Genomic DNA, 24,566 nt, shown 5'->3' on the forward strand with positions numbered 1-24,566 from the left:
AAGGGAGGCAGCTAGACGGCGGCAAAGCGCTTCGGACTGAGTTGCGACTCGAGCGCCCCCAAGTCGCCAGCAGGAATCTCGCCCCCAATGAGCGCAGCCGTGAGCCGGGCAACAGCCGGCGCTGTCTGGATTCCGGTCCCGCCTTGGCCGGCGCACCAGAAGAAATCCGGCACGCGCGGGTCGAATCCGACGACCGGGACGCGATCGGGCGAGAACGTCCGCAGTCCCGCCCATGTCGAGCGAACGGCTCGGATGGCGAGCGTGGTCGCCCGGTTGACGGCCTCGATGCCGAGCGCGACATCGACCTCGCGCGGCCGTGCATCGCCCGGTCGATCAGGGTGCTCGTCGGCCGGCGATCCCAGCAGCTGCCGTGGCCCTTCGGGCTTGAAGTAGAAGCTCTCGTCGGCCGAGATGACGAGCGGCCAGTCGTCGCAGTCATGGCTCGTCGCGAAGGTGAAGACAGTCCTGCGGAGCGGGCGCATGCCGAGTCGGCGTGCGCCCGCGAACGTGGCCACCTCGTCGGTCCAGGCGCCAGCTGCATTCACGACAACCTTGCAACGGATCTCGCCCGCCTCGGTGCGCACCCGCCAGCCGTCGCCGGCCGGGTCGAGGCCGCGGACGCCGTGCTGCCGCAAGATCCTGACCCCACGCGAGCGGGCGCCTCTCACGTATGCCTGATGCAGACCCGCGACGTCAATGTCGAATCCGCCATGCTCAAGCACAGCCCCAGCAATCCATGCGGGGTCGAGTGCCCCACACACCCGCAGCGCTTCGCTGACGTCGAGCCGATCACAGGGCGTGCCGGTAGTGGCATTGGCTCGTAGCCGCTCCTCCAGATGAGCCTCGTGTCCTGCCGGAGCGATCCAGAGCACGTTGCGCGGCAGCAGCACATCGCTGTCGGCGAGTCCATCGGCTCTCGAGTCCAGGAACTGCCGAGAGGCCGCGCTCAGCCGTCGATTGGTCGCTTCGCCGTAGGAGGCCAGGAACTGGGCTGCGGAACGACCGGTGCTGTGCGCTGTCAGCGTCGGTTCGCGCTCCACCAGCACCACCTCGTGCCCGGTCCCCGCGAGCTCGAAGGCAGCCGAGATGCCCGCAATGCCGCCGCCGATGACCACGACATCGGCCCCGTCTTGGGGGCCTGTCACTGCTGGGTCCGGTCCAACCGGTGCTTGCGCATCACGAGCTGCAGGGCCAATCGCTGATCGGGATCCGCGAGATTGACGTGGAGTGCCTCGGAGATGCGGTCGATCCGTTTCATCACCGTGTTGCGGTGCACGCCGAGCATGGCCGCGGTGTTCGTGGCTGAGGACTGGCAGTCCAGGTACGCCTCCAGCGTCCGCAGCAGAGTCTCATCGGCATCGGTGGCCTCCAGCGGTGCCAGGAATGCATCGACCACCCGGCCGAAGTCGGCGGAGCCGTACCAGCCGAGCATGATCCGCTGGATGCCGAGTTCGTCGATGTGGCGCACTGCGACCCGCCGTCCGCCGGCGCCAGCCAAGGTTGCGGCCTGGCGCGCATCGGTCAGGCTGGCGCGCAGGCCTGGCAGGCCCGCTGCCGGCCGCCCGACGCCGCCGTGTGCCATCACGTCGGCTGTCTCGTCGGTGAGCTGGGTGACCGCGTCCCGCAGCCGGCGGGTCATCGCCCGGTATTCCTCCACGGGGGGCTCCGCGCGAGCGCTGACCCAGCCCGACCAGCCGTCGGTGCGCTCGATCAAGGGGCCGTCGATGCCGCAGGCGCTCAGCAGCTCGCCCAGCGTGTCGGTGTTCACCAGCACCCATGCCGCATCGACCGCGCCGGACACCTCGACGTGGAAGGCAGTCACCCATCCCGCGGCCGACCAGCCGGCGGTGGCCATCTGCGCCAGCACGGTCTCATCGGGCAATTCACCGCCGCCCACGATCTCGTTGAGCAGCGCCAGCCGGTGACGTGCGTCGCGCTCCATTACCAGCCGATCCCGAACCAGATAGGCGCCGACCGCCCACGACGCCACGCCCATCAGCTCCAGCCCGGTGCCCATGAATGCCTCGTCGGCTGCGTCGAGTACACACACCAGCCAGAAGCGGGCCGGCTCGCCCGGTACCACGATCACAGGACACGTCATGCCCGCCGCGCCTTCGCCACCCACACGGGGAGAGCTGAAAGCACTCTGGCGCAGCGCGCCAGCTTCGACGGCGACATCAGGACCGGCAACCACCGCGCCGGTGGCCTCTACCAGCGAGCACGGTCGGCCCAGCACGTCGGTCACCAGCGCCAGCGTGTCCGGCACGGTCTTGGTGCCCATCAGGCCATGCAGCAGCTTGGACACCATCGCTGCTTGACGGACGGTGGGCTGCAGCAGCAGTTCGCGTGCCGCAGCTGCCATCGACAGCACATCGGGCGTGCTGACCTCGACGAGGGCCGTGGAGAAGCGATCGGCCAATCGCCGCGTGGCGAGTCCTGGTGCTGCCACGGCGTTGACCGCCACCAGTCCGGCGCCGCTGCCGTCGCGCACCGCGCGCAGAGCGATGTCCAGCGCGTAGGAGTTCGGCGCCAGCGAACTCGCGTCCAGCACCACCAGGAGCCCGCTGGAGATCGGCGTCGTCCGGTCGCAACGCTCGGTTACGGCGATATCGGCAACCACACTGTCGAGCCCTTTGGCACCGGCCACCACATGCGACTCGCCGAGCACGCCTGCCGCCAGCAGTTGCCGCAGGGTCAGCGGTCGAGCTTGCTCGCTGGATTGCAACACGCTGGCTCCTAGGCGTCGGCGGCCCCGGCAGCTCTATTCTCCGCGACCTCTTGCGGTCGGCGGGACGGCAGATTGGCCAGGACGAAGTCGATCCAGTTGTCGCCCGCGACACGGCACGCGATCTCGGGGCCGAGTTTCGCCACCAGCAGCTCGACGAGCGGCGCCAGATCGGCCGGCGAGCGCAGCTCGTCCACCAGCGGCAGGCGGTCAGGATCGACGAGGCCTGCGCCCAGGATCGGGTCGATCGTGTGCAGGAGATCGTCGATGAAATCGGGACCCAGACCAACCGCCCCGTCACCCGCAACTTCGAGCGCATGGGCGATGTGCGCCACATAGTCGGCCAGCGCAGGCTGTTCATCAGCGAGGAAGCCGCCGAACGCGTTGATACCGATGACGCCGCCGGCAGCTGCGATCTGGCGCATCTGCTCGTCGCTGAGATTGCGCGGGTGGCCGCACAGCGCCTGGCACGACGAATGGGTCGCCACGAAGGGACGGGTCGCAATTTCGGACACGTGGGCCACGCCGGCCGCCGAGAGATGGCTCACGTCGACGATGATCCCGAGCCGTTCCATTTCGGCCACAGCATCGGCGCCGAGGCTGGTCAGCCCAGCACCGGTGGCGGCCTCGCCGACGCCGTCAGCCATCATCGTGCGACGGTTCCACGTCATCGACATGCTGCGCACGCCGAGCCGGAAGAACGTCTCGAGCAGCTCGAGATCAGCGCCGAGCGGCTCGGAGCCCTCGAGGGCAAGCAGCAGCCCGATCCGGTTGGATTCCAGCGCCTGTTCGAGATCAGACGGGGTCTCGACGATGGCGACATCGGCAGCGTGGACGTGAGCGATGCGTCGAGCTTCTTCGAGCAGCAGCAAGGCGCGCCGCAAGGCGCCCTCGCCGACGTGCTGGTCCTCGGTGAAGATCGGCAGGAACTGCAGGTCCACACCGCCGGAGCGCAGCTGCGGCAGCCAGTAGTCCCCGAAGGGGTCGGAACGGCCGCGTTCTCGTTGATGCAGGACCGCGAGCAGCAGGTCGTTGTGAGCGTCGGCGACGCGGACCCCGGCGTGGCTCACGCGGCGAGCGGCCCGACCGCCTTGACGATGACCCGGCACCCGCCGCCCGGCACGTACGTCATCGGGATCTCCACGACGCTCGTGATCCGCACCTCGCCGGCGTTGGCACCGGCGCGGATGGCGGCGTCTGTTGCTTCCTCCCGGGCGCTGCGCAGGCAGTCCTCGCGGCTGGTGGCGTCGTAGCTGTACACCTTGTCGATCGATCCCGCGGCTTCGGCGATGGCCGCGCCGAACGCGTTCGCCACCGAGTGATGCGGCGGCCAGATGACCTCGCTGAAACCAGACAGCTCCGCCGGGACCAGGTGGGCGCCGCCTCCCACGGCCATCAGCGGCAGCGGTGTGCTGGATGCCTTCATCCGCTCGCCCAGCACCCCGATCCGCTCGTCGACCCAAGTGATCGCCGCCTCGCAGATCTCGTTCTCGACGCCGCGCAGCAGCGACGGATCGCCGAACCCGTCCAGCCGTCCCACGGCCAGCGACACATCGGACAGCGTCAGCGTGGGACCGCCCATGCACATCGCATCGCTGATGACCCGGTAGCCCACCGAGTCCGGACCGACCGTCACGCCCGCGCCGTCAGCCTCGCCGTCGTGGCGCACGATGGTGCCGCCGCCGAGACCCACCGAGATCAGGTCGGGCATGCGGAAGTTGGTGCGCACGCCGCCGACCTCCACCGCGGCAGTGGACTCACGGGGGAAGCCGTTGACCAGGATGCCGATGTCTGCCGAGGTGCCGCCGACATCGATCACGAGCGCATCGGTCAGTCCCGCCAGCGCGCACGCGCCGCGCATCGAGTTCGTCGGGCCTGAGCCGACGGTGAGCACTGGGTAGCGATCTGCCTCCTCTACCGTCATCAGCGTCCCGTCGTTCTGGGTCAGGAAGCTCTCGACGTCGAGTCCGAGGTCGGCGAGCGTGTCACGGAAGCCGTTCACCACCCGCCTCGCGACCGTCAGCAGCGATGCATTGAGGATCGTGGCGTTCTCACGCTCGAGCAGGCCCAGCGATCCGACCGTGTGGCTCAGCGAGACCGGCAGATCGGCTCCGCATTCGGCTTCGATGATCGCAGCGGCTTGCAGTTCATGGTCGGTGCAGGCCGGGCTGAATGCGCACGACACCGCAACTGCAGAGACGTCGCCCGCGCACTCGCCGGCGAACCGGCGGATGGCGTCTTCGTCGAGGGGTGCGATCGGCGTTCCGTCGTACTCGAAGCCGCCCTCGATGATCTGGCTGCGCCCGATGACCAGATCCCGCAAGTCATCGGGCCAGTTGGCGCTGGGCCGTACGCCCAGCGATGAGGGTGCCGCCAGCCGGAGCACGCCCACCCGGTCCAGGTCGCGGCGCCGGATGATGGCGTTGGTCGGGTGCGTCGTACCCAGCATGGCCTTGCCCAGCCGGGAGGTGTCGTCGATCTGGTCGATGACTGTGGTGATCGCATCGATGATGCCGTCGATGGGATCCGGAGTGGTCGCAGTCTTCGTCTCGACGATGATGTGGCCGTTGCCGTCCACCACGACGGCATCCGTGTTCGTTCCCCCGACGTCGACGCCAAGCCGCAGGTCCTTCGAGGAAACGCGGATCGAAGGATCTTCTCGCTGAGTCACCTATTGTCTCCCGCTCTTGTTCGCTGCGCTCACGGGCCGCTCGGGCCCCGGCTTCGCCGTTCGGCTCAGCCTCCGCATCGCGTGCGCTCCCGGAAGTCGACGTAGTCGATGTCGTATCCGAAGGCCCTGGGCCCCACGAGGTCCAGCATCCCGTCGCGGTGCCACTCGGGTGCGCACGGCATGGCCAGCACATTGAGGCGTTGCCCGTAGGCCAGTCCCTCGGTGGTGATCGGATCGGCCGACTCGTAGTCGAGCAGGCAGAGCAAGTCGGGCACGGTGACGACCGCGTCGCCGTCTTCGAACGCAACAAGGTTCTCGTTCTGTATCTCGACGCGCATCGTCCGGCCGAGATCGTCGAGGTGCTCAAGCACCACCGTGCCGCGGGCGAAGCCTTCGGTGGTCCGGCGGTCGATGTCGATCACCTTGCCGCTGAAGACGTGGGCCGCATCGGTGTAGTCGAGGAGTTCGTCCCACGCTCCTTCGGCACCCCGCTTTACCTGGGCGAGCCGCTTGCCGACCTCGGTGCAGTAGCTCATCGAGCCTGCGATGCCGGCTCGCCGTACGTCGGCCACCTTCATCGGGTAGCAGCTGATTGCGTCGGCGAGGCCGAGCTGGATGACGGCAGCGCGGGCGAGCGACTCGGCGATCTGGTTGGTGTTCGCCTCGAACACGCACATGTTGCCCTTCTCGTCCGCGATCGACAGCGGGCCGGCGGGCAGGTCGTGCAGGGTGAAGACGGTCATCTCGATCTGGGGGAATGCTCGACGCATGCCGTCGGCGTCGACGACCGGCAGGCCCATCTCGACGGCGGTGGCGATCGGCACGAGGGTGTTGACGCCGCCGACTTCGATCGGCATGAGCGCCACCGGGTCCTCGCCGAGGTAGGCAGCCAGTGCCTGGATGCCCGACCGGAACTCGGTGCCGGCGGGGATCTTCTCCAAGATGACCGTCGGCGCGCCGATGATGGCGGTGGTCAGCACCAGGCCGTCGTCGGGGAGCTCGTCGGCGCTCACGACACGGGCGGGTCCGTGGTCGGCGATGGCTTGGGAGACCAGCAGCTTGCCGACGTAGGGGTCTCCCCCGCCGCCGGTGCCGAGCAGCGTTGCTCCGAGCGCCAGGTCGTCGATGTCGTCGAGGGTCAGTTCTCTCACGCACATCCTTCCGCCGGGACGGCTCGACCGCCTGGCCAGCGAATGTAGGTGGCCGCTGCGCCGGCCATCGATGGGCACATCGCAACCCCAAGCTCACCCAACCACGCACTCTGCCCTACGCACGTCGACGTCTGGGCACGACCGGTGGGACGCTTCCCGAAAACGATTGCGCCCGTGGTCATCGCACGCATCACACTCGCCGAATGAAATCTCTCGGAACCGTTCGACCCCACCGGCATTGGGAGCCAAACAGCGCGCTTGGTCAGCCTTGTAGATCGACATGGTTACCTTGTAAACTAAGACTATGGCCCTTGCGCACTATCGAGTTTCCGAGAGAGGCCAGATGGCGCTGCCGGCTGAGACACGCCGCCGCTGGGGAATCGCTGACGGCGGCGCAGTCGAGATCGCCGATCTCGGCACGGTGCTGGTGGTGGTGCCCGCAGGCCGCGGCGGATTGCGGGCAATGCTCAGCGAGGCCCTCGAGGACGCCGGCGGCTACCGGTCGCTCGCGCGTCGGGTCGCTGCCAGCGAGCCTGATCTCGCTTGAGCCTGTGGCTCCCCTATGCCCGAGTCGTCCGTGAACGATGTCGTTCTCGTGGACGACCACATCCTGCTGAGCCTGCTGCTCGGCGAGGAGCCACGAGAGCTTCGGCCCCGTGGCGGCATCATCGCCACAACCGGGCTGTGGTACCACCGGCTTTGCCGTGCGCTCGCCGCTCAAGACGTTGTCGGGTCGATGTCGCGCCGGCTCGGAGGCGTGTCGCCCGAAATCGCGGTCGACGTCATCGCGACCGTCATCGAGCTGCCGGAATCGATCGAGCTGATGTCGCTTCGCACCCTCGGCTGGCCGATGGGCGAAATCGTGCGTGACGGTGCGCGCCTCAACTTGCTCTCGCTCGAAGCCCTGGCTGCCGCTCGCGTTCTTGGTGCGGAGATCTGCTGCGCCCAAGGCAACGACAACGAACCCCTCCAAGACGCCGCTCGCACACACGCAATCCCAATTCGCAGCGTCCACCTCTGACCAGGCATCGCCGCCGAAACGCGCCGGCCCACCGCAGGCGCTGAATCCCAAGTCGGCGAGCCTCACGAAATCGACTTGGTGCTGCATGGCGGCGCGTGTGATGCTCCAGGTATGAATTTCATTACTTTCTCTGCTTTTTCAGACGAGGTGTCAGGCATAGTGCATGAATATTTCATGCTAGATTCATGCAATGGCGAATCTTCAAGTGCGGAACGTGCCCGATGAACTCCATGAGCGGCTGCAGCGCTGCGCACAGCAGCGCAACTGTTCGATGAGCGCAGTCGTGCTGCAGGCCCTCAAGCGCGAACTCGAGTGGTCCGAATGGCAAGAACGATGGGAGTCGATTCCTCCGCTGGACATCGAAATCGACGTCGTCGCCACCCTCGACGAAGTGCGTCGCGAGCGAGATGAGGAACTCTTTGGACACCTACGTAGTTGACTCGTCCGCTGCGATTGAGTACCTGCTGCGCACTCCTGCAGGACTCGTGTTTGCGGACACGATCGCGGAATGTTCGTTGGCTGCGCCCGAGCTGTTCGATGCCGAAGTCGTCTCGGCGATGCGCCGCTTCGTGGCCAACGAAGCCATCTCCGTAGCGCGCGCCGAGGCGCTGCTCGACAACCTCGCCGCGTTTCCTATCGAGCGTGTCTCACATCGCTTCCTGACACGGACGGCATGGCGCTACCGCGACAACGTCACGGCCTACGACGCCATGTATGTCGCCGTAGCTGTCACCAGGGGTGCACCGCTGCTCACGGCCGACGGCAGACTCACCCGCGCACCGAATCTTGGGATTGCCGTTCATCACATCCAGCTGAGCTGAACGGCGGTCGGGTCAGCCGAGGAGGCCCATTCCTCCGACGGTGTCGCGCTCTTCGACCAGTTCGGCCCAGGAGGCTTCGATGCGGGCGCGGCTGAAGTCGTCGAGGTCGAGGCCGGTCACGACGTGGTATTGGCCGCCCGAGACGGTGACCGGGTACGAGGTGATGATGCCCTCGGGGGCGCCGTAGTCGCCGGTGGACGGAATGCCCATCGACACCCAGTCGCCGCCGGGCGTGTCCGAGGACCAATCCCGCATGTGATCCACCGCGGCCGACGCGGCCGAGGCTGCCGAGGAGGCGCCGCGGGCGTTGATGATCGCGGCGCCGCGCTGCTGCACGGTGGGGATGAAGTCGTCCTCCAGCCACGCTTGGTCGTCGACCAAGGCCGCTGCGTTGTGGCCGCCGACCTCGGCGTGGAAGATGTCGGGGTACTGGGTGGCGGAGTGGTTGCCCCAGATGGTCATGCGGGTCACGTCGTTCACCGACACGCCTGCCTTGGCGGCGAGCTGGGCGACGGCCCGGTTGTGGTCGAGCCGGGTCATGGCGGTGAACTGCCCGTCGGCGATGCCGGGCGCATTACGCATGGCAATCAGGCAGTTGGTGTTGGCCGGGTTGCCCACTACCAGCACCCGCACCGAGGGGTTGGCCGAATCGCTGAGCGCCTTGCCCTGCACTGTGAAGATGCCGCCGTTGGCCTCGAGCAGATCGCTGCGCTCCATGCCGGCCTTGCGGGGCATCGAGCCCACCAGCAGCGCGTAGTCGGCACCCTCGAAGGCTTCGTTGGGGTCGGACGTGCCGGTGCGGGACGCAAGCAGCGGGAAGGCGCAGTCGTCGAGTTCCATCATCACGCCGTCGAGCGCGCCCATCGCCGGGGGGATCTCCAGCATCCGCAGCTCAACGGGCTGGTCGGGGCCGAGCATGGCCCCCGAAGCGATCCGGAACAGCAGGCTGTAGCCGATCTGGCCCGCTGCACCAGTCACCGCAACGCGTACGGGATCGTTCACTGCGCTCTCCTGGTTCGATGCGCCGGGCACCCGCCCCGGCCGCGTGCGTTTCTAGCGCAGCAACCTTCCTTCTGCACCCCGCTGAGGCTGTCAGCTTCAGCGGGTCTCGCCGGTAGCGGCCGGAGGAAGCTTGGCCCGGTAGGCATCGAGGAACCTGGGCCACCAGCGCTGCCAGAACTGCTCGGAGGTCTCGTCGAGCGACCGGAGGATCTCGGCGACGAATGACGACATCGAGTGCGAATTGCGGTAGAGCTCGCTGTGAGCGCTCACCGCGGCGTGGGCAGCCATGAACGCTTGCCGCGCCCGGCTTCCCGCCCAGTCGTCGGGCAACACCTCGGCCGGCAGCAGCGGGTCGTCGCGATGGACTGCCTCCGTTTCTGCTGCGGCAGCGAACATGACAGCGGCGAGCTGTTCGCCGCCGAGACGGTCGGCATCCGCTTCGATCGATGCGAGCCTGCGTTCGAGAACGTCGTAGCGATTGGCAAGCTCATCGAGGGGCCAGATACGTCCCGCGAACTCCGCCGGATCGTCGTCTGAGGGCTCGCCGCCCTGAGCCGCGGGAAGTCCTGTGCGGATCGACGGAGTGACAAAGCTGCGCACCGCGTCAGGCACCTCGAGATGCTCGGCGAGCTGGGACACCAGATCGAAGAGATCGTGCGGATGCACGTACAGCCCCGACTGGATCGGTGCGGCACCGAGCTCGATGAGCAAGCGACGCAGTGCATCGCGTGCGGCTCGACGCCGCTCGGGCACCTCGAAGGCCGTGAGATACCACGATCGGTCCCACGGTTCGAGACCTGCATCGACGCGGTGCGCGTAGGCGGCCCACCCGATGTCGCTCTCGATGGCCGCACGGCCCGCAGCAGTCACCCGGTAGCTGGCGCCGCGGCCCCGCCCAGCATCGCGGACGAGCAACCCCTCCCCGGCAAGCCGAGCCAGGCAGTCACGCACCGCCTTGTCGCTGTGGCCGAGCAAGGCCGACATGACGAAGATCGGCTCGGCGTGCAGTGCGCCGTCAGTACCGACCGTCGACAGCACCAGCGCGCGGGTCGGGAGCGTGATCTGCTCCCCCGCTGCGTGATCGCTCAATGCTGACTCCTGAAGACGTGCGCGGACAGGCGGAACTTGCCCTCGCGTGACCTCTTGATACCCGCTCATGTTCGCTGCGCTCACGGGCCGCTCGGGCCACGGCTTCGCCATACGGCTCAGCCTCCTGCTCTTATGCCGTAGATTATCAACGGCCGTTGATTTAATGCGGCATTTGGCCTATGCTGCTCGCATGAGCCTCGGCCAGATGGTGTTCGACCCCGATTCGGCACTGCCCAATGTCGCCTTTCGTGACCCGATGATCTTTGCCTCGGAGCTGGATGCGATCTGGCACAGCGACTGGGTGTTCGTCACCACCGCCGATGCCGTGCCCAATCCCGGCGACCAGTTGCCGGTGATCATCGGCCGGCAGCCGGTGCTGCTCCTCCGCCAGCAGAACGGCGATCTCGCTGCGCTGTCGAACTTGTGCGCCCATCGAGGCACGCTGCTGGTCGACCGGCCGTCCAACACCAAGCGGATCCAGTGTCCGTACCACGCATGGACCTACGACGACGGCGGGCGGCTGCTGTCGGTGCCGCACGCGCCACGCGATGCCGTCGACAAGCCGGCGCACTGCCTGCCGACCTACCGGGTGGAGTCGTGGCATGGCCTGATCTTCGTCAGCCTGAACCCCGATGCTGAGCCGCTTGCCGAGCGGTTCGCCGCGGTGGAGCCTCACGTCGCCGCACACGGCCTCGACGCCATGGCACACCGGTCCGATCAGCAAGAAACGCAGGAATGGGCCTGCAACTGGAAGCTCGCGATTCTCAACGCGATGGAGAGCTACCACCTGTTCCGGGTGCATCCCCAGACCCTCGAGCCGTTCTCGCCGACTAAAGGGGCCTACTACATCACCGGTTCGGCTCGGGCGACTGCCACGGGCGGCGCGACCTCCTCCGGCGACGACTACCTGCTGATCAGCCTCCCGCCCGGGTTTGTCGGCGTGTTCAACTCGGGCGCCTTTCTGTGGCAGGCCGTCCACCCCATCGATGCCGAACGATGCGCCGTGAGAACCGGCGCTGCCTGGGGCACGGCATCGAGCACCCGCCCTCGCAGCCGGATCGCGAGCTGGTTCAGCCGCCAGGTGAGCGGCGCCGCATACGGACTGCCCGACTTCCTGCCGGAAGACAAAGCGATCTGCGAGCGAGGACAGCGTGGTGCGATCGGCGAATTCGCTCCCGGACCGCTCGTTCCCATCGAACGGGTCGTTGCCGATTTCGGGCACTACCTCAACTGGCGCCTCAACGGCGTCGAGCCGCCGGCCGTGCACACGGCCCCCGACACAGGAGAGAACCGATGATCCAGAGCTGGGACGATCCACCACTGACCCGCCTCCGGCGTCCTTGGATGACGTGGGCCGGGCTCGTCGCCCTTTGGGTGCTGACGTTCTCCGGGCAGTACTGGATGTGGTCGGTGCTGTTCTTGGGCTGGGCCGCCTACGACATCATCACGGGCGAGAGCAGCTTCATACAGCGCGTCACTCGGCGAGGCGACCCGATCACCTATTGGCTGATCGTCGCTTCCTGGGTGGCGCTGTCGTTGCTGTGGCTGCTCTATCCCGACGGATGACGAGCGCCTCGCCACGCTGACTTAGCCGGTTGCAGCGGCGGCGTCGACGGTGTTGGCCAGCAGCATGGCGCGGGTCATCGGGCCGACGCCGCCGAGGCGGGGAGTCACCCAGCCGGCCACCTCGCCGACTGATTCGTCCACGTCGGACAGGATCTTGCGGCCCTCGCGGGTGATGCCCCCGCCGACGACGGCGGCGCCGGGCTTCACCATGTCGGGCGTGATCAGGCCGGGCACGCCGGCGGCCGCGATCACGATGTCGGCTTCGCGGGTATAGGCGCCCAGATCCGCCACGCCGGTGTGCACGACGGTCACCGCCGCATTCGCCACCGGCCGCTTCAGCGCCATCAGCAGCGCCATCGGGCGGCCGATCGTGAGGCCGCGGCCCACCACCACCACGTGGCGTCCTTCCACCGGCACGCCGTAGTGCTCGAGCATCACCTGGATGCCCCGCGGTGTGCACGGCAGCGGGCCGTCCACGCCCATCACGAGCCTGCCCAGGTTGACCGGGTGCAGGCCGTCGGCGTCCTTGTCGGGATCGATGGCCAGCAGCGCCGCTTCCTCGTCGAGCTGGCGGGGCAGGGGCAGCTGGACGATGTACGCGTGCACCGCGGGGTCGTTATTGAAGCGCTCGATGACCGCGTCCAGCTCGGCCTGGGTGATGTCGGCAGGGAGCTCCTCGTGGATCGAGGAGATGCTCACCTCGCCGCAGTCGCGGATCTTCGCCCCCACGTAGCTGTGCGATGCCGGGTCGTCGCCGACGAGGATCGTGCCGAGTCCCGGTTGCAGACCCTCGGCTTCGATCCGTGCTCGCAGGTCGTCCTTGATCTGTTCGGCCAGCGCTTGGCCGTCCAATAGCACCGCAGTCACGGGCTGCCACCGTAGTGGCGCTGCGCCCGGACGCTTGCCGTCAGGCGTTGTCGGTCGGAGCGGGCCCGGCCGAGGCAGCCCTGCGCGAGACGGGAGTGCGGGCGGTGCGGCGCTGGTGCAGCTTGCGCAGGGTGGGCGAGGCTGCGGCGAGGGCGCGGTCGGCGACGCCGAGCACCCGGCCCGCAGTGCCAGGGGTCTCGTTGTCGATGAGGTTGCCCATCACTTGCAGGGTGAGGCGGGCGATGGCGTCGGTGCCGACTGCCAGTCGCAGGCCTGCTCGCAGGATGCGGGGGTGGCCGATGAGGAACGAGAACCGCCGACCCGTCCGCAGGAAGGCGTCGAACTTCTCGGCGACGATGCGGTCGTAGGTGTCGGCAACCGCGGGCGGGTCCTCTGAGAACAGGTCGGCAACCAATATCCCGGTCTCGAGGCCGTAGTCGATGCCCTCGCCGTTCATCGGGTTGATCAGCCCTGCTGCGTCGCCGATGGCCACCCAGCCGGGGCCGTGGCGCTTGGTGGCGCTCATGGGCAGGCGCCACGCCCGGGGCCGTTCGAGGTACGGGCCGAGCTGCCAGCTCTCGGCCACCAGGTCGCGGTAGCTGTCGCAGAGCCGGTTCAGGTTCAGGTTGGCGAAGCCCTTCATGGTGTTGAGCGCCCCGACGCCGATGTTGACCGTGCCGTCGCCGGCGGGGAACAGCCACCCGTATCCGGGCACCGCGGTGCCCTCGGCATCACGCAGCGTCAGGCAGGCTTCGAGGTACTCCTCGGCGTGGCGGGGCGTCTCGGCATAGGTGCGGATGGCCAGGCCGAACGGCTCGTCGGGATCGCGCAGGGCACCCAGCATCCGGGCGGCCTGGCCCTGGGCACCGGCGGCCAGCACCACCAAGTCGGCAGTCCAGCGTTCGCCCGCGGCAGTCACGCCTACTGCCCGGCCGTCTTCGATGATCGGCAGCGCCTCGGTGCCGAAGCACAGCTCGGCCCCGGCGTCAGCCGCGCCGTCGCACAGCGCGCTGTCCAGGCGGCGGCGGGGCCACACCGCTCCGTAGGGGCCGAACTGGCCGTTGGCGGGCCAGTCCAGCTCGCGCACGCGCCGTCCGGCGATCATCCGCAGCCCCGCAATGCGGTGCGCTTCGTCCAGCGACACTCCCAGCTCGTCCAGCGCGGCCACCGCCCGCGGCGTCAGGCCGTCCCCGCAGACCTTGTCGCGCCCCGCAGGAGCCTTCTCGAACGCCGTCACCTTGATGCCGGCGCCCGCAGCACGCATGGCCGCCGCCGCACCGGCGGGACCAGCCCCGATCACGATCATGTCCCGGTGCGGCACCGCTACAGCCTGCCGCCGCCGACTGCGGATCGCTCACCGGTCGCTACGTTCTTGCCATGACCGAAACGCTGACGGGCACCGACCGCTCGGCTGGGATCAGCTACGACGAGCTGTTCGACAACGACACGCACCCGGTGTCGGACGTTCTGCGGCGAGTCGGCGAACACCTGCCGGGCAACACGCGGTTGCCGGCCCGGGTGTACTACGCGCAGGACGTCCACGACCTTGAAGTCGAGCGGCTGTGGAGCCGCGTGTGGCAGCTCGCTTGCTTGGAGGAAGAGATTCCCGAGGTCGGCGACTACCACGTCTACGACATCGCGCACCTGTCGTTCCTGATCGTCCGCACCGCCCCCGACCAGATCAAGGCCTACCGCAACGCCTGCCTGCACCGGGGCCGCAAGCTGCGCGAGCACCACGGGCGGGGCGCATCCAGCCTCCGCTGCCCGTTCCACGGCTGGTGCTGGGAGCTCAACGGCTCGCTGCGGGAGATCCCCTGCCAGTGGGACTTTCCCGATGTGGACATGGCCGACTACGGGCTGCCCGAAGCCCTGGTCGACACCTGGCACGGCTTCGTGTTCATCAACCCCGACCGGAACGCCGCGCCACTGGCCGACTACCTAGGCGACTTAGCCGACCACTTCGAATTCGTGCCGTTCGAGCGCCGGTACAAGGCGGCGCACGTCTCCAAGCTCATGCCGATGAACTGGAAGACCTGCCAGGAGGCCTTCATGGAGAGCTACCACGTGGTGGCGACCCATCCCACGCTGATGGAATCCCTCGGCGACGCCAACAGCCGCTACGACACCTTCGGCAACTACAGCCGTGCGATGACCGCCACCGGCGTGCCCAGCCCGCATCTCGACGGGCAGCCCCGCTGGGAGCGCATCGACGACGGCAAGGAGTACGGCCGCTGGCGGCATCCGATGAGCGGCCATATCTACGAGCGCAATGACGACGGGCAGGTGGCCGTCACCGACCTGGACGGCAACGTCAGCACCTTCGACGAGCACGGCAACCACATCGACGGTGCGCAGACCCAGGCCGACCCGCACCTGTGCAAGTGGATCGGCGGCCCGCTGCCGCCGGGCCTGGAGGAGATGCCGCTGATGACGCCTCATCCCCCGCCGGAGGTGACCAATGTGCGGGGCTGGCTGGCGGACCGCAAGCGGGCCCAGGTGCAACGGCAGGTGGGTGACGCCGTCGACGTCGAGGCCGTCAGCGACGCGGAGCTGATCGACTCGATCTTCTTCTCGGTGTTCCCGAACTGGTCGCCGTGGGGCTGCTTCAACCCGATCATGTACCGGTTCCGGCCGAACGGCGACAACCCCCAGGAGTGCATCTTCGAGGTGATGCTGTTCCCGCTGGCCCCGCCCGATCCGGCCGATCGACCGGCACCGGCGCAGGTGCGTCACCTCGGCTTCGACGACGACTGGACGCTGGCGCCCGAGCTGGGGCCGCTGTCCAAGATCTTCCAGCAGGATTCGCTCAACCTGCCGCTGGTGCAGCAGGGCCTGCGAGCCCAGGAGCAGCAGGAGGTGATCTTCGCCTCCTACCAGGAAACCAAGATCCGGCACTTCTACGAGCTGTACTTCGACGGGTTGGGGCCGCGAATCGACCGTTCGACGGGTGCGGTGGCTGTTGCATCGGAAAGCGCCGTGGGCGTGGGCACGCGAGAGAACGGCAGCCCTGGCTGAGCTTTCAGTCGCGCTCGCTGCCGAGCCTTCCGCCTGACCACCACGACTCGAAGCGCTGTTCGATCGCCGACCAGACCAGCTCGACGATCGGCCCGCTCGGGGGCACGACGTAGGCGAACACGCCGTAGCCGTCGTCGGGCGGCGCGGCCGCTGCGGCAACGTGCCAGCCAGCCTGCAGGCAGCGCTCGGTTTCCGCAGCCACGTCGTCGACCCACACGCCCACGTGATGGACCCCGGGCTCGTCCAAGCCGTCCCAGATAGTGCCTGGTTGGCCAGCCAGCAACTCAAGATGCTGCGGCCCTTCACACGAGTAGGTGAAGGTCAGCTCGACTGATTGCAGGCCCTGCTGCGGCGTCCACACCTGCTGCGCCGCGTTGTGCTGCACCGACGCCCAGCTCACGCCCAGCGTCTCGCCCATCTCTGCCATCGCCGCATCCAGGTCTGGCACCCGGATCCCCGTGTGGAAGAGCCGCTGGTAGTCGATCATCGGACAGTCCTCCCGAGAGCAGCCATACTCGCGCAGGGGGTGTCAGGATGAGCCGCGAGACGCTTGTCGAACTCACACGCAGGACGCTCGCGCACGCCCGCGCGGGAACGGTGCCGCTGGCCGGCGACATCGGCCGGGTGCCGGCATCCAACTACTACGACCCCGATCGCTGGCAACTCGAGATGGCCCGGGTGTTCAAGCGCACTCCCCTGGCGCTGGGCTTCACCTGCGAGCTGCCCGAGCCCGGCAACTACAAGGCGCTGGAGGTCGCAGGCGTGCCTGTCCTGCTGTCACGGGGCGCCGACGGCCAGATGCGCGCGTTCGTGAACATGTGCAGCCACCGCGGCTCGATCGTCGTCGCCGAGGGAACCGGCACGGCCCGCCGCTTCACCTGCCCGTACCACGCGTGGAGCTACGACAGCGAGGGTCGGCTGGTCGGAATCCTCGACCGAGACGAATTCGGCGACCTCGACCCGGACTGCCATGGCCTCACGCCGCTGCCCGTCGCCGAGCGAGCCGGCATTGTCTTCGGCGGCTTGACGCCGGGGGCGCCCTTCGACATCGACGCCTACCTCTGCGGCTACGGCGAGATGCTGGCCCATCACGAGTTCGCGAGCTGTGCCTACGTGGGCAGCCAGGCCGTCGACGGTCCGAACTGGAAGGTGGCCTACGACGGCTATCTCGACTTCTATCACCTGCCGATCCTGCACCGCGAATCGTTCGGACCCGGCTACTCCAACAAGGCCATCTACGACGCGTGGGGTCCGCACCAGCGGGTGACCTCACCCGACCGCCGGTTCCTGGCGCTCGACAGCCTCCCCGAAGACGACTGGCCCGCCGACCTGCTGACCGACGGCGTGTGGACGATCTTCCCGCACACCTCGGTCGCCGGCTTCCAAGTGGGCGCCGACGAGGTGCCTGGCGGCGGGCGGATGTACATGATCTCGACGCTGTTCCCCGGCGACACGCCCGACACGTCTCGCACGGTCCAGCACTTCCTCGCCACATTCGAGCTCTTCGAGCAGCTCGAAGGGCTGATCGAAGCTCAGAAGGCCTTCCTGCTGCATGTCGTGCGCGACGAGGACTACTACAACGGCAACCGCATCCAGCGGGCCGTGAAGACCGGGGCCAAGACCGAGTTCTTCTTCGGTCGCAACGAGGCCGGCGGTCAGCGCTTCCACGGCTGGGTAGATCGCCTCGTGGCCGCAGAGACCGACGACGACTTCACCCAGCTCTTTGTTGGTGCTGAGGTGTCCTTCCAGCGCTAGCTGGAAGCACCAAACACAGTCAGCGCTAGCTGGAAGCGACAGTCCAGTCAGCGGCAGCTCGCGCGTGGCTCAGTCGCTGCGCGTGGCGAGCCAGTCGGCCGTGGCCTTGGCCATCTTCGAGCCGTCGTAGCCGATGCGCTGCATCGGCTCCACCTCGAGGATCACCCGCCGGGGCGAGTCGAGGAACGAGACGAACGCGGCTTGGCCTGCTTCGTTGCGGGGCCAGAGCGCCTCGGCGAGGGCCGGGTAGAACCAAGCCTTCGTCTCGGCGTCGTCGTGCACGGTGCAGGTGCCCTTCCATGTGATCGCCTTGTTGCGCGGCATCGGCGAGCCCGTGCTGGTGACCACGACGCACACCCGCGGATCACGTCGCACGGCGCTGATGCGCGCCCGCTGGCTTGATGCCGTCAGCCAGAAGCGGCCATCGCGCCAGACATACGACATGATCACGCCGACGGGCCAGCCCTCGCGGTTCGCCCAGATGAAGGTGCACTCGTTGTGCGCCATCAGCAGCTCTTCCTCGACATCGGCGTCGAGGTCGTACACCGTGACGTCTTCGTAGTTCTCCTCGGGATGGGCTTCCGACGATTGCTCAGCCATGGCGTGACTCCGTTCGGCAGCGTCGGTGGCGACCGGCGGCAGCGCCGGTCGGCTCGTGTGCTTCGCGCTCTCGCTCACCGTAGTGACACCCGGCGACGAACTGCATGGCCTGCTAGACCGGGCGGATGCCTGCGTATCTCATTGCGAACTACGACGTCGTCGACCCGGACAAGTACAAGGAATACCAGCGCGGCGCCGCGCCCATCATGGCCGGCGGCGGCAAGCTCCTCGTGCTCGACCCGGCGTCGGTCATCAAGGAAGGCGACGCCGGAGCACAGACGGTCGTCATCGAATATCCGACGATGGAGGCCGCCCGGGCCGCGTACGAGTCGGACGACTACCAGGCCGTCGTGGGCATCCGTCTCGGCGCGACCGCGAACGGCCGGGCGGTGCTTGCCGACGGCATGGGCTGAGGCGACCCTCTTCCCTCCGAGACACGCGCGGCGCCCTTCCCGGCGCAGCCCCAGAGCCACTGCCGAAGGCTGAACCGGGGATGCCGCTAGGTGGCCGTCAGGTTCACGTCGAGCCGCTTGAGCCCCCGCAGCATGAAGCTGGGGTGGTACTCGAACGTGTTGGCGGGGTCCAGCTCGAACGACGACAGTCGACGGGCCAGCTCTTCGAGGGCCACCTTGCCCTCAAGCCGTGCCAGGGCCGCCCCGACGCAGTAGTGGATGCCCCGGCCGAACGCCAGGTGATCGGTGGCCCCGTCACGCTCGGGGCAGAACGACTCCGGCTCGTCGAACACGCTTGAGTCACGATTCGCGGCCGAGTACATCGCCACCACTCGGGCACCGGCGGGGATGTCGACCCCCGCGACGGTCGTGTCATGGCGCACCACTCTGAACATGCCTTGGACCGGCGTCGATATTCGCAGTGTCTCCTCGATGATCGATCGGGCGCGCTCGGGATCCTCACGCAAGTGCTGCCACTCGCCGGGATGCTCGCCCAGCAGGCGCATCATCTCGGTGAGCATCTTCGTCGTGGTCTCGTTGCCGGCAACCAAGAGTTGCTGGATGATGCTCAGCATCTCGGCCATCGTCAGGTGATCAGCCTCGGTGTCGTAGATGCCGTCGGTGTCCCGGTCGATCCGGGCGCTGAGCAGGTTCGTCAGCAGGTCGTCCTGCGGTGATGTCTCGCGGTTCTCAAGTTGGTGGGCGAAGTACTTCTGGAATTCGATCACCTCGCGTTCGGCGTCGAGCCGCTCTTCGATGCTGATGTTGGTGCCGATGCCGGCGATGGAGGCATCGCTCCAGCGCTTGAAGTCGGCGAGCCGGTCATCGGGAACGTTCAGCGCCTTCGCGATCACCGTGACCGGCAGCGGCACGGCGAACGCCTCCACGAAATCGAGCGATGAGCCGTCAGCCGTTGCGGCCAGCATCGCGTCGATCAGCCCGGTGGTGATGTCGCGGATCGTCGGCTCGAGATCGGAGATGACCTTGGGTGTGAACGCCTTGCTGATCAGGCGCCGGAAGCGGGTGTGCGCCGGCGGATCGGCGGTCAGCATGGTGCGCACGGGCGGGTAGCCGCCTTCGCTGCGGTACAGGTCGGCCATGCGCTTCGCCAGCTCGCTGCTCATGTGGCTGCTGGTGTCGAACTGCGAGGAGAACGTGTCGGTGTCGCGGACCACTTCGACGACATCGTCGTAGCGGGTGATCAGGTACAGCTCTGCGCCCGGCGTGGCAGCCGCAAAGACCGGAGCCTCCTGCTGCATCTTGGCGTAGTAGGCATGCGGGCACTGCTGGATTGCGGGGTCGAACAGCCCGAAGTCCTCCAGGTCGACGTCAGGCGCCTCGCTCGTGTCTGCGGAGCTCAGGTCCCGTTGCGGCACCGCTACAGCCTGCCGCCCCCGACGCCCGTTCGCTCAGCCGACACCGTCGTCGGTGGAGGCTGGTTTGCGTCGTCCGGCCGCCGTGGCGAGCGGGAGCAGCACCAGTTCGTGGGCGAACTCGAGCACACGCACCGCAATCGCGAATGCCGCTGCGTCGCCGACTCCGAAGCGCTCGGCCAGCAGGGCCGCAACCACGACCTCGCGCACGCCCAGCCCCGCCGGCGTGATGCCGACCATGCCGACGACGATGCCGGCGGCGGTGGCACCGGCGATCAGCCAGATGTCATCAACGCCGGCGGCAAGCAGCGCAGCGGCCAGCACTGCCGCGGCCATGAGGCGCTGTGCCACTGCCAGTCCGTAGATGAACGCCGCTCGCCAGACGGCTGGCCGTTCGGCGCTGAGCGCATCGGGAGGAACCCGTCCTGAGAGCCATCGCAGCACCGCCGCTCGCCGCATCAGCCCATCGATGCGGCGCCACCACCTGCCGGCGCCGGCCAACGTCCATGGCAGCGTCACCAGGCCGGTCGCCGCGCTCACGCCGATCACGACGCGGGCGAGCCAGCCCCCAGCGGTGCCCAGCCAGTCGGCTGGCGCCCACAACGCGGCGAACACGGCCGACCAGCCGACCAGCGTGGCGGTCTCGACTATCACCGATGCCCCGGCGGCGGCCCGATTCACGCCTAACGGGGCAGCCAGGCCGGCTCGGGCGACGACCGGTGCCAGCCCGGTCGGCAGGTAGCGCGTTGCCTGGGACAGCATCCAGATGCGCAGCGCCGGGCCGTGCGCCAGCGGCGTGCCATAACCGCCGATGAGCTCCCGCCAGCCGAGCGCCAGGCACCACGTGGCAGTCATCGACACGATGACTGCGGCCAGCAGCCCGACGGCATCCACCTGAAGGTCGATCTGGCGCAGGTCGTCCCAGTACCGGACGGCAAGCCAGACGATCATCGCCGCAGTCGCCAACCCCAGCGCCCACCTCACGGCGGTGCCTGATCGCTGCCGTTCGCCGAAACCGCCGTCCGACCCCGTCACGACTGCACGCCCGCGCTGCTGAGCGTCTGGCATGTCCGGCGCACCCGGCACATCTGGTGCCCAGCCAGCATCCCGCCGAGCGTACCGGGGCTGTCGAGAGCCACCCGGAGCCCCCTCGGGCGGCACGCAGCCGCAACATTGCGAGACTGGGCATGTGCGAGTGGTGCTGGTCACTCCTGGGTTTCCGACGTCGCTGGACGATCATCACAAGCCGTTCCTGGCTGATCACGCACGGGCGTTGGCCGGTGCCGGTGCCCAAGTGACGGTGGTGTGCCCCGCTCATCCGGATGCGCCGAGCCGTCACGAGGTCGGTGGCGTGGAGGTGCGCCGGGTGCGGTTCGCTCCGGCGAGCGTGGAAGCGCGGGTGGCGCTCGGTGAGAGCTACCGGGTGTTCTCTGGACTGTCGGCGCTGTGGGTCGTCCCGATGATCGCCCGGCTCACCTTGGCCGCAGCCCGTCACGCACGTCGCCGTACCGGTGACGAAGCAGTGATCCATGGCCACTGGTGGTTTCCCTGCGGGCTGGTGGCCGTTGCTGCCGCAGCCCTTGCCGGACGGAGGACGGCCAGCGTGGCGCACATCCACGGTTCGGACGCCGCCGTCACCACGAACGCCATCCACCGGTGGTTGGGGCGGCGGGTCTTGCGCCGTGCGGCTGCCGTGGTCACGGTATCCGAGGAGCTGAGTGACTGGGCGTCGTCGCTGGCGCAGCGACGCGGTCGGCGGCTGCAGGTTGTGTCGATGCCGGTGGGTGTCGACCGGCTCGGGCCAGTCACACCGACTCCGGCCGACGGGCCCGTCGTCGCCGTCGGCCGTCTCATGGCCGAGAAGGGCTTCGATGTGCTGATCGAGGCTGTCGCGCTGATGGATGCGACCCAGCGACCAGACGTCGTCATCGTGGGCGATGGACCCGATCGCAGCCGGCTCGAGGCGCTGGCGCTGCGGCGCGGCGTGAACGCGACCTTCGCCGGAGCCGTTGCACCCGGCGAGGTCGGCGAGTGGTACCGGCGAGCCCGCCTGGTGTGCGTGCCCAGCCGGCGCGAGGGCTTCGGCATGATCACCGCCGAGGCGCTCGCTGCAGGCCGACCCGTGGTCGCCACCGCCGTGGGCGCTGCACCCAGCCTCATCACCGACGGCGTGAACGGCTGCCTGGTCCCGCCCGACAACGCCGAAGTGCTGTCGGCAGCGCTCACCAAGGCCCTGCGGTCAGACTTCTCCACTTCGGCTGCATCAAACGCTGCAGCGCCGGCACCGTTCGGCCCCGAGGCCCATGCCGCAGCACTGCTAGAGATCTACGCCGAACTCAGTCAGAACTGACACGTATCGAGTACGCAACTCCGGAATACACGGGGCCCAAGCTCTAGAGCCCGGCGACGATCTCGGCCATCAGCTCGCCGGCCTCGGTGGGGTTGAGCCCGACCCGCGCACCGGCGTCGCGCAGCGCTTCCATCTTGGCCTCGGCGGTGCCCTTGCCGCCCGAGACGATGGCACCCGCGTGGCCCATCTTCTTGCCCGGGGGCGCAGTCACGCCGGCGATGTAGCTCGACACCGGCTTGGACATGTGGTGCTTGATGAACTCGGCCGCCTCTTCCTCGGCCGAGCCGCCGATCTCGCCGATCATCATCACGGCCTTGGTGTCGGGATCGGCCTCGAACGCCTCGAGGCAGTCGATGAACGAGGTGCCCGGCACAGGATCGCCGCCGATGCCCACGCACGTCGTGACGCCGATGTCCTTCTGCTGCAGCTCGTAGAGCGCCTGGTAGGTCAGGGTGCCCGACCGGCTGACGATGCCCACCGGGCCGCCCGGCTTGGCGATGTGCCCCGCGGTGATGCCGATGTTGCACTCGCCCGGCGTGATGATGCCCGGGCAGTTCGGGCCCAGCAGCCGGACGTGGGGATAGTCGCGCTTGAGCATGTTGAAGAAGCGGGCCTCGTCGTGGGCAGGCACGCCCTCGGTGATGCAGGCCACGAACTCGATGCCCGCCTCGGCGGCATCCATCACGGCGGCAAACACACCCGGCGCGGGAATGAAGATGCACGACGCGTTGGCGCCCGTGGCTGCGACGGCCTCAGTGCAGTTAGCGAACACCGGCACGCCTTCCACGTCGGTGCCGGCCTTACGGGGATTGGTGCCCGCCACCACGTTGGTGCCGTAATCGCGGTTCAGCATGCCGTAGTAGCGGCCCTGCGAACCGGTGAGGCCCTGGTAGACGACCTTGGTGTCCTTGTTGACAAAGATGCTCACGTCACGCTCCCGTGATCAGGCCGCGGCCATCGCGACGGCTCGACGGGCAGCGTCGAGCATGGTCGGTTCCATCACCAGCTTCTCGTTGAGGTGCGGTGCGAGGATCTCACGCCCCTCGGCGGCGTTGGTGCCGTCGAGGCGCAGCACGATCGGCGCTTCGATGTCGACCGCGTCGAGCGCCCCGATGATGCCGTTGGCCACTTCCTCGCCGCGAGTGATGCCGCCGAAGATGTTGATGAAGATGGCCCGCACGTCGGGGTCGTTGTTGATGACCTCGAGCGCATTGGCCATCACCTGGGCGTTGGCGCCGCCGCCGATGTCGAGGAAGTTGGCGGGCTTGCCGCCCACCTGGTTCACCACGTCGACGGTGCTCATCGCCAGCCCGGCGCCGTTGGCAATCACGCCGACGCTGCCCGCCAGGCCCACGTACTGCAGGCCCTTGGCGTGGGCAGCCTCCTCACGCTCGTCGCGGGGCTGGGTCTCGTCGTACTGCGTGTAGTCCTCGTGGCGGAACACGGCGTTGGCGTCCAGCGTCACCTTGGCGTCGAGCACGTGCACCCGGTTGTCGGGCGTCAGGATCAGCGGGTTGATCTCGACGAGGTCGGCGTCGCCCTCGACATAGGCCGTGTAGAGCTTGCGCAGGATGTCGACGGCCTGATCGGTGGCAACAGGGTTGAGGTTGGCGCCCTCCACCCACGCCCGGGCGGCCTCTTCGGTGAGGCCTTCGGCAGGGTCCACCAGCACCCTGCTGATCGCGTCCGGGTTCTCGGCCGCCACCGTCTCGATCTCCACGCCGCCCTCGGCGGACAGCATCCCGAGGTGCTTCTTGGCCGACCGGTCGAGCGTGAAGCTGGCGTAGTACTCCTCGGCGATGTCCGACGCCTTCTCGATCCACAGCCGCTGCACGATGTGACCGTTGATGTCGAGCCCCAGGATGTTGGCGGCGTGCGTTCGGGCATCGTCGGTCGTGGCCGCGAACTTCACGCCGCCCGCCTTGCCGCGGCCACCCGTGTGCACCTGCGCCTTCACCATCACCGGCGTGCCCAAGCGCTCCGCCGCAGCAACGGCTTCGTCGACGCTGAAGGCGACCTCGCCGTCGGATACCGGCATGCCGTAGCTGCGGAAGAACTGCTTGCCCTGATACTCGAAGAGATCCACGGCGGGGAGCATAGGAGCCGAG

At 68.1% G+C, this 24,566-nt stretch carries 25 protein-coding genes; 10 read left to right on the top strand and 15 right to left on the bottom strand.

The annotated features are described in order from the left end of the window. Window positions 1–11: 11 nt before the first annotated feature. From ACOGW9_RS07105 to ACOGW9_RS07125, 5 genes are all read right to left on the bottom strand, one after another. Window positions 12–1,145, bottom strand: coding sequence for an NAD(P)/FAD-dependent oxidoreductase (locus tag ACOGW9_RS07105; RefSeq protein WP_419909748.1), 1,134 nt, complete (start codon window positions 1,143–1,145; stop codon window positions 12–14). Beyond that, complete coding sequence (locus tag ACOGW9_RS07110) at window positions 1,142–2,728, bottom strand: PucR family transcriptional regulator (protein WP_419909750.1); 1,587 nt, start codon at window positions 2,726–2,728, stop codon at window positions 1,142–1,144. Before ACOGW9_RS07110 ends, ACOGW9_RS07105 begins: the two co-directional genes overlap by 4 nt. An 8-nt stretch (window positions 2,729–2,736) precedes the next feature. Next, window positions 2,737–3,795, bottom strand: a complete 1,059-nt coding sequence (locus ACOGW9_RS07115) for a dipeptidase (RefSeq protein ID WP_419909752.1) — start codon at window positions 3,793–3,795, stop codon at window positions 2,737–2,739. Continuing rightward, on the bottom strand, window positions 3,792–5,396 hold the full coding sequence (locus ACOGW9_RS07120; RefSeq protein WP_419909753.1) for a hydantoinase/oxoprolinase N-terminal domain-containing protein: 1,605 nt from the start codon (window positions 5,394–5,396) through the stop codon (window positions 3,792–3,794). The genes ACOGW9_RS07115 and ACOGW9_RS07120 overlap by 4 nt, the downstream gene beginning before the upstream one ends. Window positions 5,397–5,461: 65 nt before the next feature. Next, window positions 5,462–6,547, bottom strand: coding sequence for a DUF917 domain-containing protein (locus ACOGW9_RS07125; RefSeq protein ID WP_419909755.1), 1,086 nt, complete (start codon window positions 6,545–6,547; stop codon window positions 5,462–5,464). Between the two features lie 343 nt (window positions 6,548–6,890). On the opposite strand from ACOGW9_RS07125, the gene ACOGW9_RS07130 reads away from it, so the two are divergent. The 4 genes from ACOGW9_RS07130 (at window position 6,891) to ACOGW9_RS07145 (ending at window position 8,389) form a co-directional block, all read left to right on the top strand. Next, a complete protein-coding gene (locus ACOGW9_RS07130; protein ID WP_419909757.1) occupies window positions 6,891–7,094 on the top strand; it encodes a hypothetical protein in 204 nt (67 codons plus the stop codon). Window positions 7,095–7,109: 15 nt separating this feature from the next. Then, on the top strand, window positions 7,110–7,568 hold the full coding sequence (locus ACOGW9_RS07135) for a hypothetical protein (protein WP_419909759.1): 459 nt from the start codon (window positions 7,110–7,112) through the stop codon (window positions 7,566–7,568). 190 nt (window positions 7,569–7,758) lie between these two features. After that, window positions 7,759–8,007 carry a FitA-like ribbon-helix-helix domain-containing protein gene (locus ACOGW9_RS07140; protein ID WP_419909761.1) on the top strand — a complete coding sequence of 83 codons (249 nt, stop codon included), beginning with the start codon at window positions 7,759–7,761 and terminating at the stop codon, window positions 8,005–8,007. Beyond that, window positions 7,988–8,389, top strand: coding sequence for a type II toxin-antitoxin system VapC family toxin (locus ACOGW9_RS07145; RefSeq protein WP_419909763.1), 402 nt, complete (start codon window positions 7,988–7,990; stop codon window positions 8,387–8,389). Before ACOGW9_RS07140 ends, ACOGW9_RS07145 begins: the two co-directional genes overlap by 20 nt. A 12-nt stretch (window positions 8,390–8,401) precedes the next feature. On the opposite strand, the gene ACOGW9_RS07150 is transcribed toward ACOGW9_RS07145, so the two are convergent. After that, window positions 8,402–9,391, bottom strand: a complete 990-nt coding sequence (locus ACOGW9_RS07150; protein ID WP_419909765.1) for a malate dehydrogenase — start codon at window positions 9,389–9,391, stop codon at window positions 8,402–8,404. A 96-nt stretch (window positions 9,392–9,487) separates the two neighbouring features. After that, entirely contained in the window at window positions 9,488–10,480 is a 993-nt protein-coding gene (locus tag ACOGW9_RS07155; RefSeq protein ID WP_419909767.1) for a PaaX family transcriptional regulator C-terminal domain-containing protein, read from the bottom strand. Between the two features lie 190 nt (window positions 10,481–10,670). Here ACOGW9_RS07155 and ACOGW9_RS07160 point away from each other — a divergent pair, with 190 nt between their 5' ends. Both ACOGW9_RS07160 and ACOGW9_RS07165 read left to right on the top strand, forming a co-directional pair. Further along, window positions 10,671–11,777, top strand: a complete 1,107-nt coding sequence (locus ACOGW9_RS07160) for an aromatic ring-hydroxylating oxygenase subunit alpha (RefSeq protein WP_419909769.1) — start codon at window positions 10,671–10,673, stop codon at window positions 11,775–11,777. Beyond that, window positions 11,774–12,046: a hypothetical protein gene (locus tag ACOGW9_RS07165; protein WP_419909771.1), complete on the top strand. Its 273-nt coding sequence runs from the start codon at window positions 11,774–11,776 to the stop codon at window positions 12,044–12,046. The genes ACOGW9_RS07160 and ACOGW9_RS07165 overlap by 4 nt, the downstream gene beginning before the upstream one ends. 21 nt (window positions 12,047–12,067) lie before the next feature. Here ACOGW9_RS07165 and ACOGW9_RS07170 read toward each other — a convergent pair whose 3' ends face one another. Then, complete coding sequence (locus ACOGW9_RS07170; RefSeq protein WP_419909773.1) at window positions 12,068–12,913, bottom strand: bifunctional 5,10-methylenetetrahydrofolate dehydrogenase/5,10-methenyltetrahydrofolate cyclohydrolase; 846 nt, start codon at window positions 12,911–12,913, stop codon at window positions 12,068–12,070. A gap of 40 nt (window positions 12,914–12,953) precedes the next feature. Further along, window positions 12,954–14,234 carry an NAD(P)/FAD-dependent oxidoreductase gene (locus ACOGW9_RS07175; RefSeq protein WP_419909775.1) on the bottom strand — a complete coding sequence of 427 codons (1,281 nt, stop codon included), beginning with the start codon at window positions 14,232–14,234 and terminating at the stop codon, window positions 12,954–12,956. A 56-nt stretch (window positions 14,235–14,290) separates the two neighbouring features. Here ACOGW9_RS07175 and ACOGW9_RS07180 point away from each other — a divergent pair, with 56 nt between their 5' ends. Further along, complete coding sequence (locus tag ACOGW9_RS07180) at window positions 14,291–15,928, top strand: aromatic ring-hydroxylating oxygenase subunit alpha (protein ID WP_419909777.1); 1,638 nt, start codon at window positions 14,291–14,293, stop codon at window positions 15,926–15,928. A gap of 4 nt (window positions 15,929–15,932) precedes the next feature. Here the strand turns inward: ACOGW9_RS07180 and ACOGW9_RS07185 are convergent, their stop codons facing one another. Next, window positions 15,933–16,415, bottom strand: a complete 483-nt coding sequence (locus ACOGW9_RS07185) for a VOC family protein (RefSeq protein ID WP_419909779.1) — start codon at window positions 16,413–16,415, stop codon at window positions 15,933–15,935. A 47-nt stretch (window positions 16,416–16,462) separates the two neighbouring features. On the opposite strand from ACOGW9_RS07185, the gene ACOGW9_RS07190 reads away from it, so the two are divergent. Beyond that, on the top strand, window positions 16,463–17,683 hold the full coding sequence (locus ACOGW9_RS07190; protein WP_419909781.1) for an aromatic ring-hydroxylating oxygenase subunit alpha: 1,221 nt from the start codon (window positions 16,463–16,465) through the stop codon (window positions 17,681–17,683). A 69-nt stretch (window positions 17,684–17,752) separates the two neighbouring features. On the opposite strand, the gene ACOGW9_RS07195 is transcribed toward ACOGW9_RS07190, so the two are convergent. Beyond that, window positions 17,753–18,361: a pyridoxamine 5'-phosphate oxidase family protein gene (locus ACOGW9_RS07195; protein ID WP_419909783.1), complete on the bottom strand. Its 609-nt coding sequence runs from the start codon at window positions 18,359–18,361 to the stop codon at window positions 17,753–17,755. A gap of 47 nt (window positions 18,362–18,408) precedes the next feature. Between ACOGW9_RS07195 and ACOGW9_RS07200 the strand changes: the two genes are divergently transcribed. After that, window positions 18,409–18,696, top strand: a complete 288-nt coding sequence (locus tag ACOGW9_RS07200; RefSeq protein ID WP_419909785.1) for a DUF1330 domain-containing protein — start codon at window positions 18,409–18,411, stop codon at window positions 18,694–18,696. A gap of 86 nt (window positions 18,697–18,782) precedes the next feature. Here the strand turns inward: ACOGW9_RS07200 and ACOGW9_RS07205 are convergent, their stop codons facing one another. After that, entirely contained in the window at window positions 18,783–20,111 is a 1,329-nt protein-coding gene (locus tag ACOGW9_RS07205) for a cytochrome P450 (protein WP_419909787.1), read from the bottom strand. A 33-nt stretch (window positions 20,112–20,144) separates the two neighbouring features. After that, window positions 20,145–21,143 carry a lysylphosphatidylglycerol synthase transmembrane domain-containing protein gene (locus tag ACOGW9_RS07210; RefSeq protein ID WP_419909789.1) on the bottom strand — a complete coding sequence of 333 codons (999 nt, stop codon included), beginning with the start codon at window positions 21,141–21,143 and terminating at the stop codon, window positions 20,145–20,147. 154 nt (window positions 21,144–21,297) lie between these two features. Between ACOGW9_RS07210 and ACOGW9_RS07215 the strand changes: the two genes are divergently transcribed. After that, window positions 21,298–22,458, top strand: a complete 1,161-nt coding sequence (locus ACOGW9_RS07215; RefSeq protein ID WP_419909791.1) for a glycosyltransferase family 4 protein — start codon at window positions 21,298–21,300, stop codon at window positions 22,456–22,458. Between the two features lie 43 nt (window positions 22,459–22,501). Here the strand turns inward: ACOGW9_RS07215 and sucD are convergent, their stop codons facing one another. Both sucD and sucC read right to left on the bottom strand, forming a co-directional pair. Beyond that, the gene (sucD, locus tag ACOGW9_RS07220) at window positions 22,502–23,386 is read right to left on the bottom strand and encodes a succinate--CoA ligase subunit alpha (RefSeq protein WP_419909793.1); all 885 of its coding nucleotides are present in this window, start codon (window positions 23,384–23,386) and stop codon (window positions 22,502–22,504) included. A gap of 15 nt (window positions 23,387–23,401) precedes the next feature. Beyond that, window positions 23,402–24,544, bottom strand: a complete 1,143-nt coding sequence (gene sucC / locus ACOGW9_RS07225) for an ADP-forming succinate--CoA ligase subunit beta (protein WP_419909795.1) — start codon at window positions 24,542–24,544, stop codon at window positions 23,402–23,404. Between the last annotated feature and the right edge of the window lie 22 nt (window positions 24,545–24,566).

It is taken from the genome of Candidatus Poriferisodalis sp., assembly GCF_965203655.1.
GTDB lineage: Bacteria > Actinomycetota > Acidimicrobiia > Acidimicrobiales > Poriferisodalaceae > Poriferisodalis.

Excerpts from the sequence above, each read along its gene's own strand:
- ACOGW9_RS07130 (WP_419909757.1), top strand. The coding sequence starts at position 6,891 with ATGGCGCTGCCGGCTGAGACACGCCGCCGCTGGGGAATCGCTGACGGC.
- ACOGW9_RS07135 (WP_419909759.1), top strand. The coding sequence starts at position 7,110 with ATGCCCGAGTCGTCCGTGAACGATGTCGTTCTCGTGGACGACCACATC.
- ACOGW9_RS07140 (WP_419909761.1), top strand. The coding sequence starts at position 7,759 with ATGGCGAATCTTCAAGTGCGGAACGTGCCCGATGAACTCCATGAGCGG.
- ACOGW9_RS07160 (WP_419909769.1), top strand. The coding sequence starts at position 10,671 with ATGAGCCTCGGCCAGATGGTGTTCGACCCCGATTCGGCACTGCCCAAT.
- ACOGW9_RS07165 (WP_419909771.1), top strand. The coding sequence starts at position 11,774 with ATGATCCAGAGCTGGGACGATCCACCACTGACCCGCCTCCGGCGTCCT.
- ACOGW9_RS07180 (WP_419909777.1), top strand. The coding sequence starts at position 14,291 with ATGACCGAAACGCTGACGGGCACCGACCGCTCGGCTGGGATCAGCTAC.
- ACOGW9_RS07185 (WP_419909779.1), bottom strand. The coding sequence starts at position 16,415 with ATGATCGACTACCAGCGGCTCTTCCACACGGGGATCCGGGTGCCAGAC.
- ACOGW9_RS07190 (WP_419909781.1), top strand. The coding sequence starts at position 16,463 with ATGAGCCGCGAGACGCTTGTCGAACTCACACGCAGGACGCTCGCGCAC.
- ACOGW9_RS07200 (WP_419909785.1), top strand. The coding sequence starts at position 18,409 with ATGCCTGCGTATCTCATTGCGAACTACGACGTCGTCGACCCGGACAAG.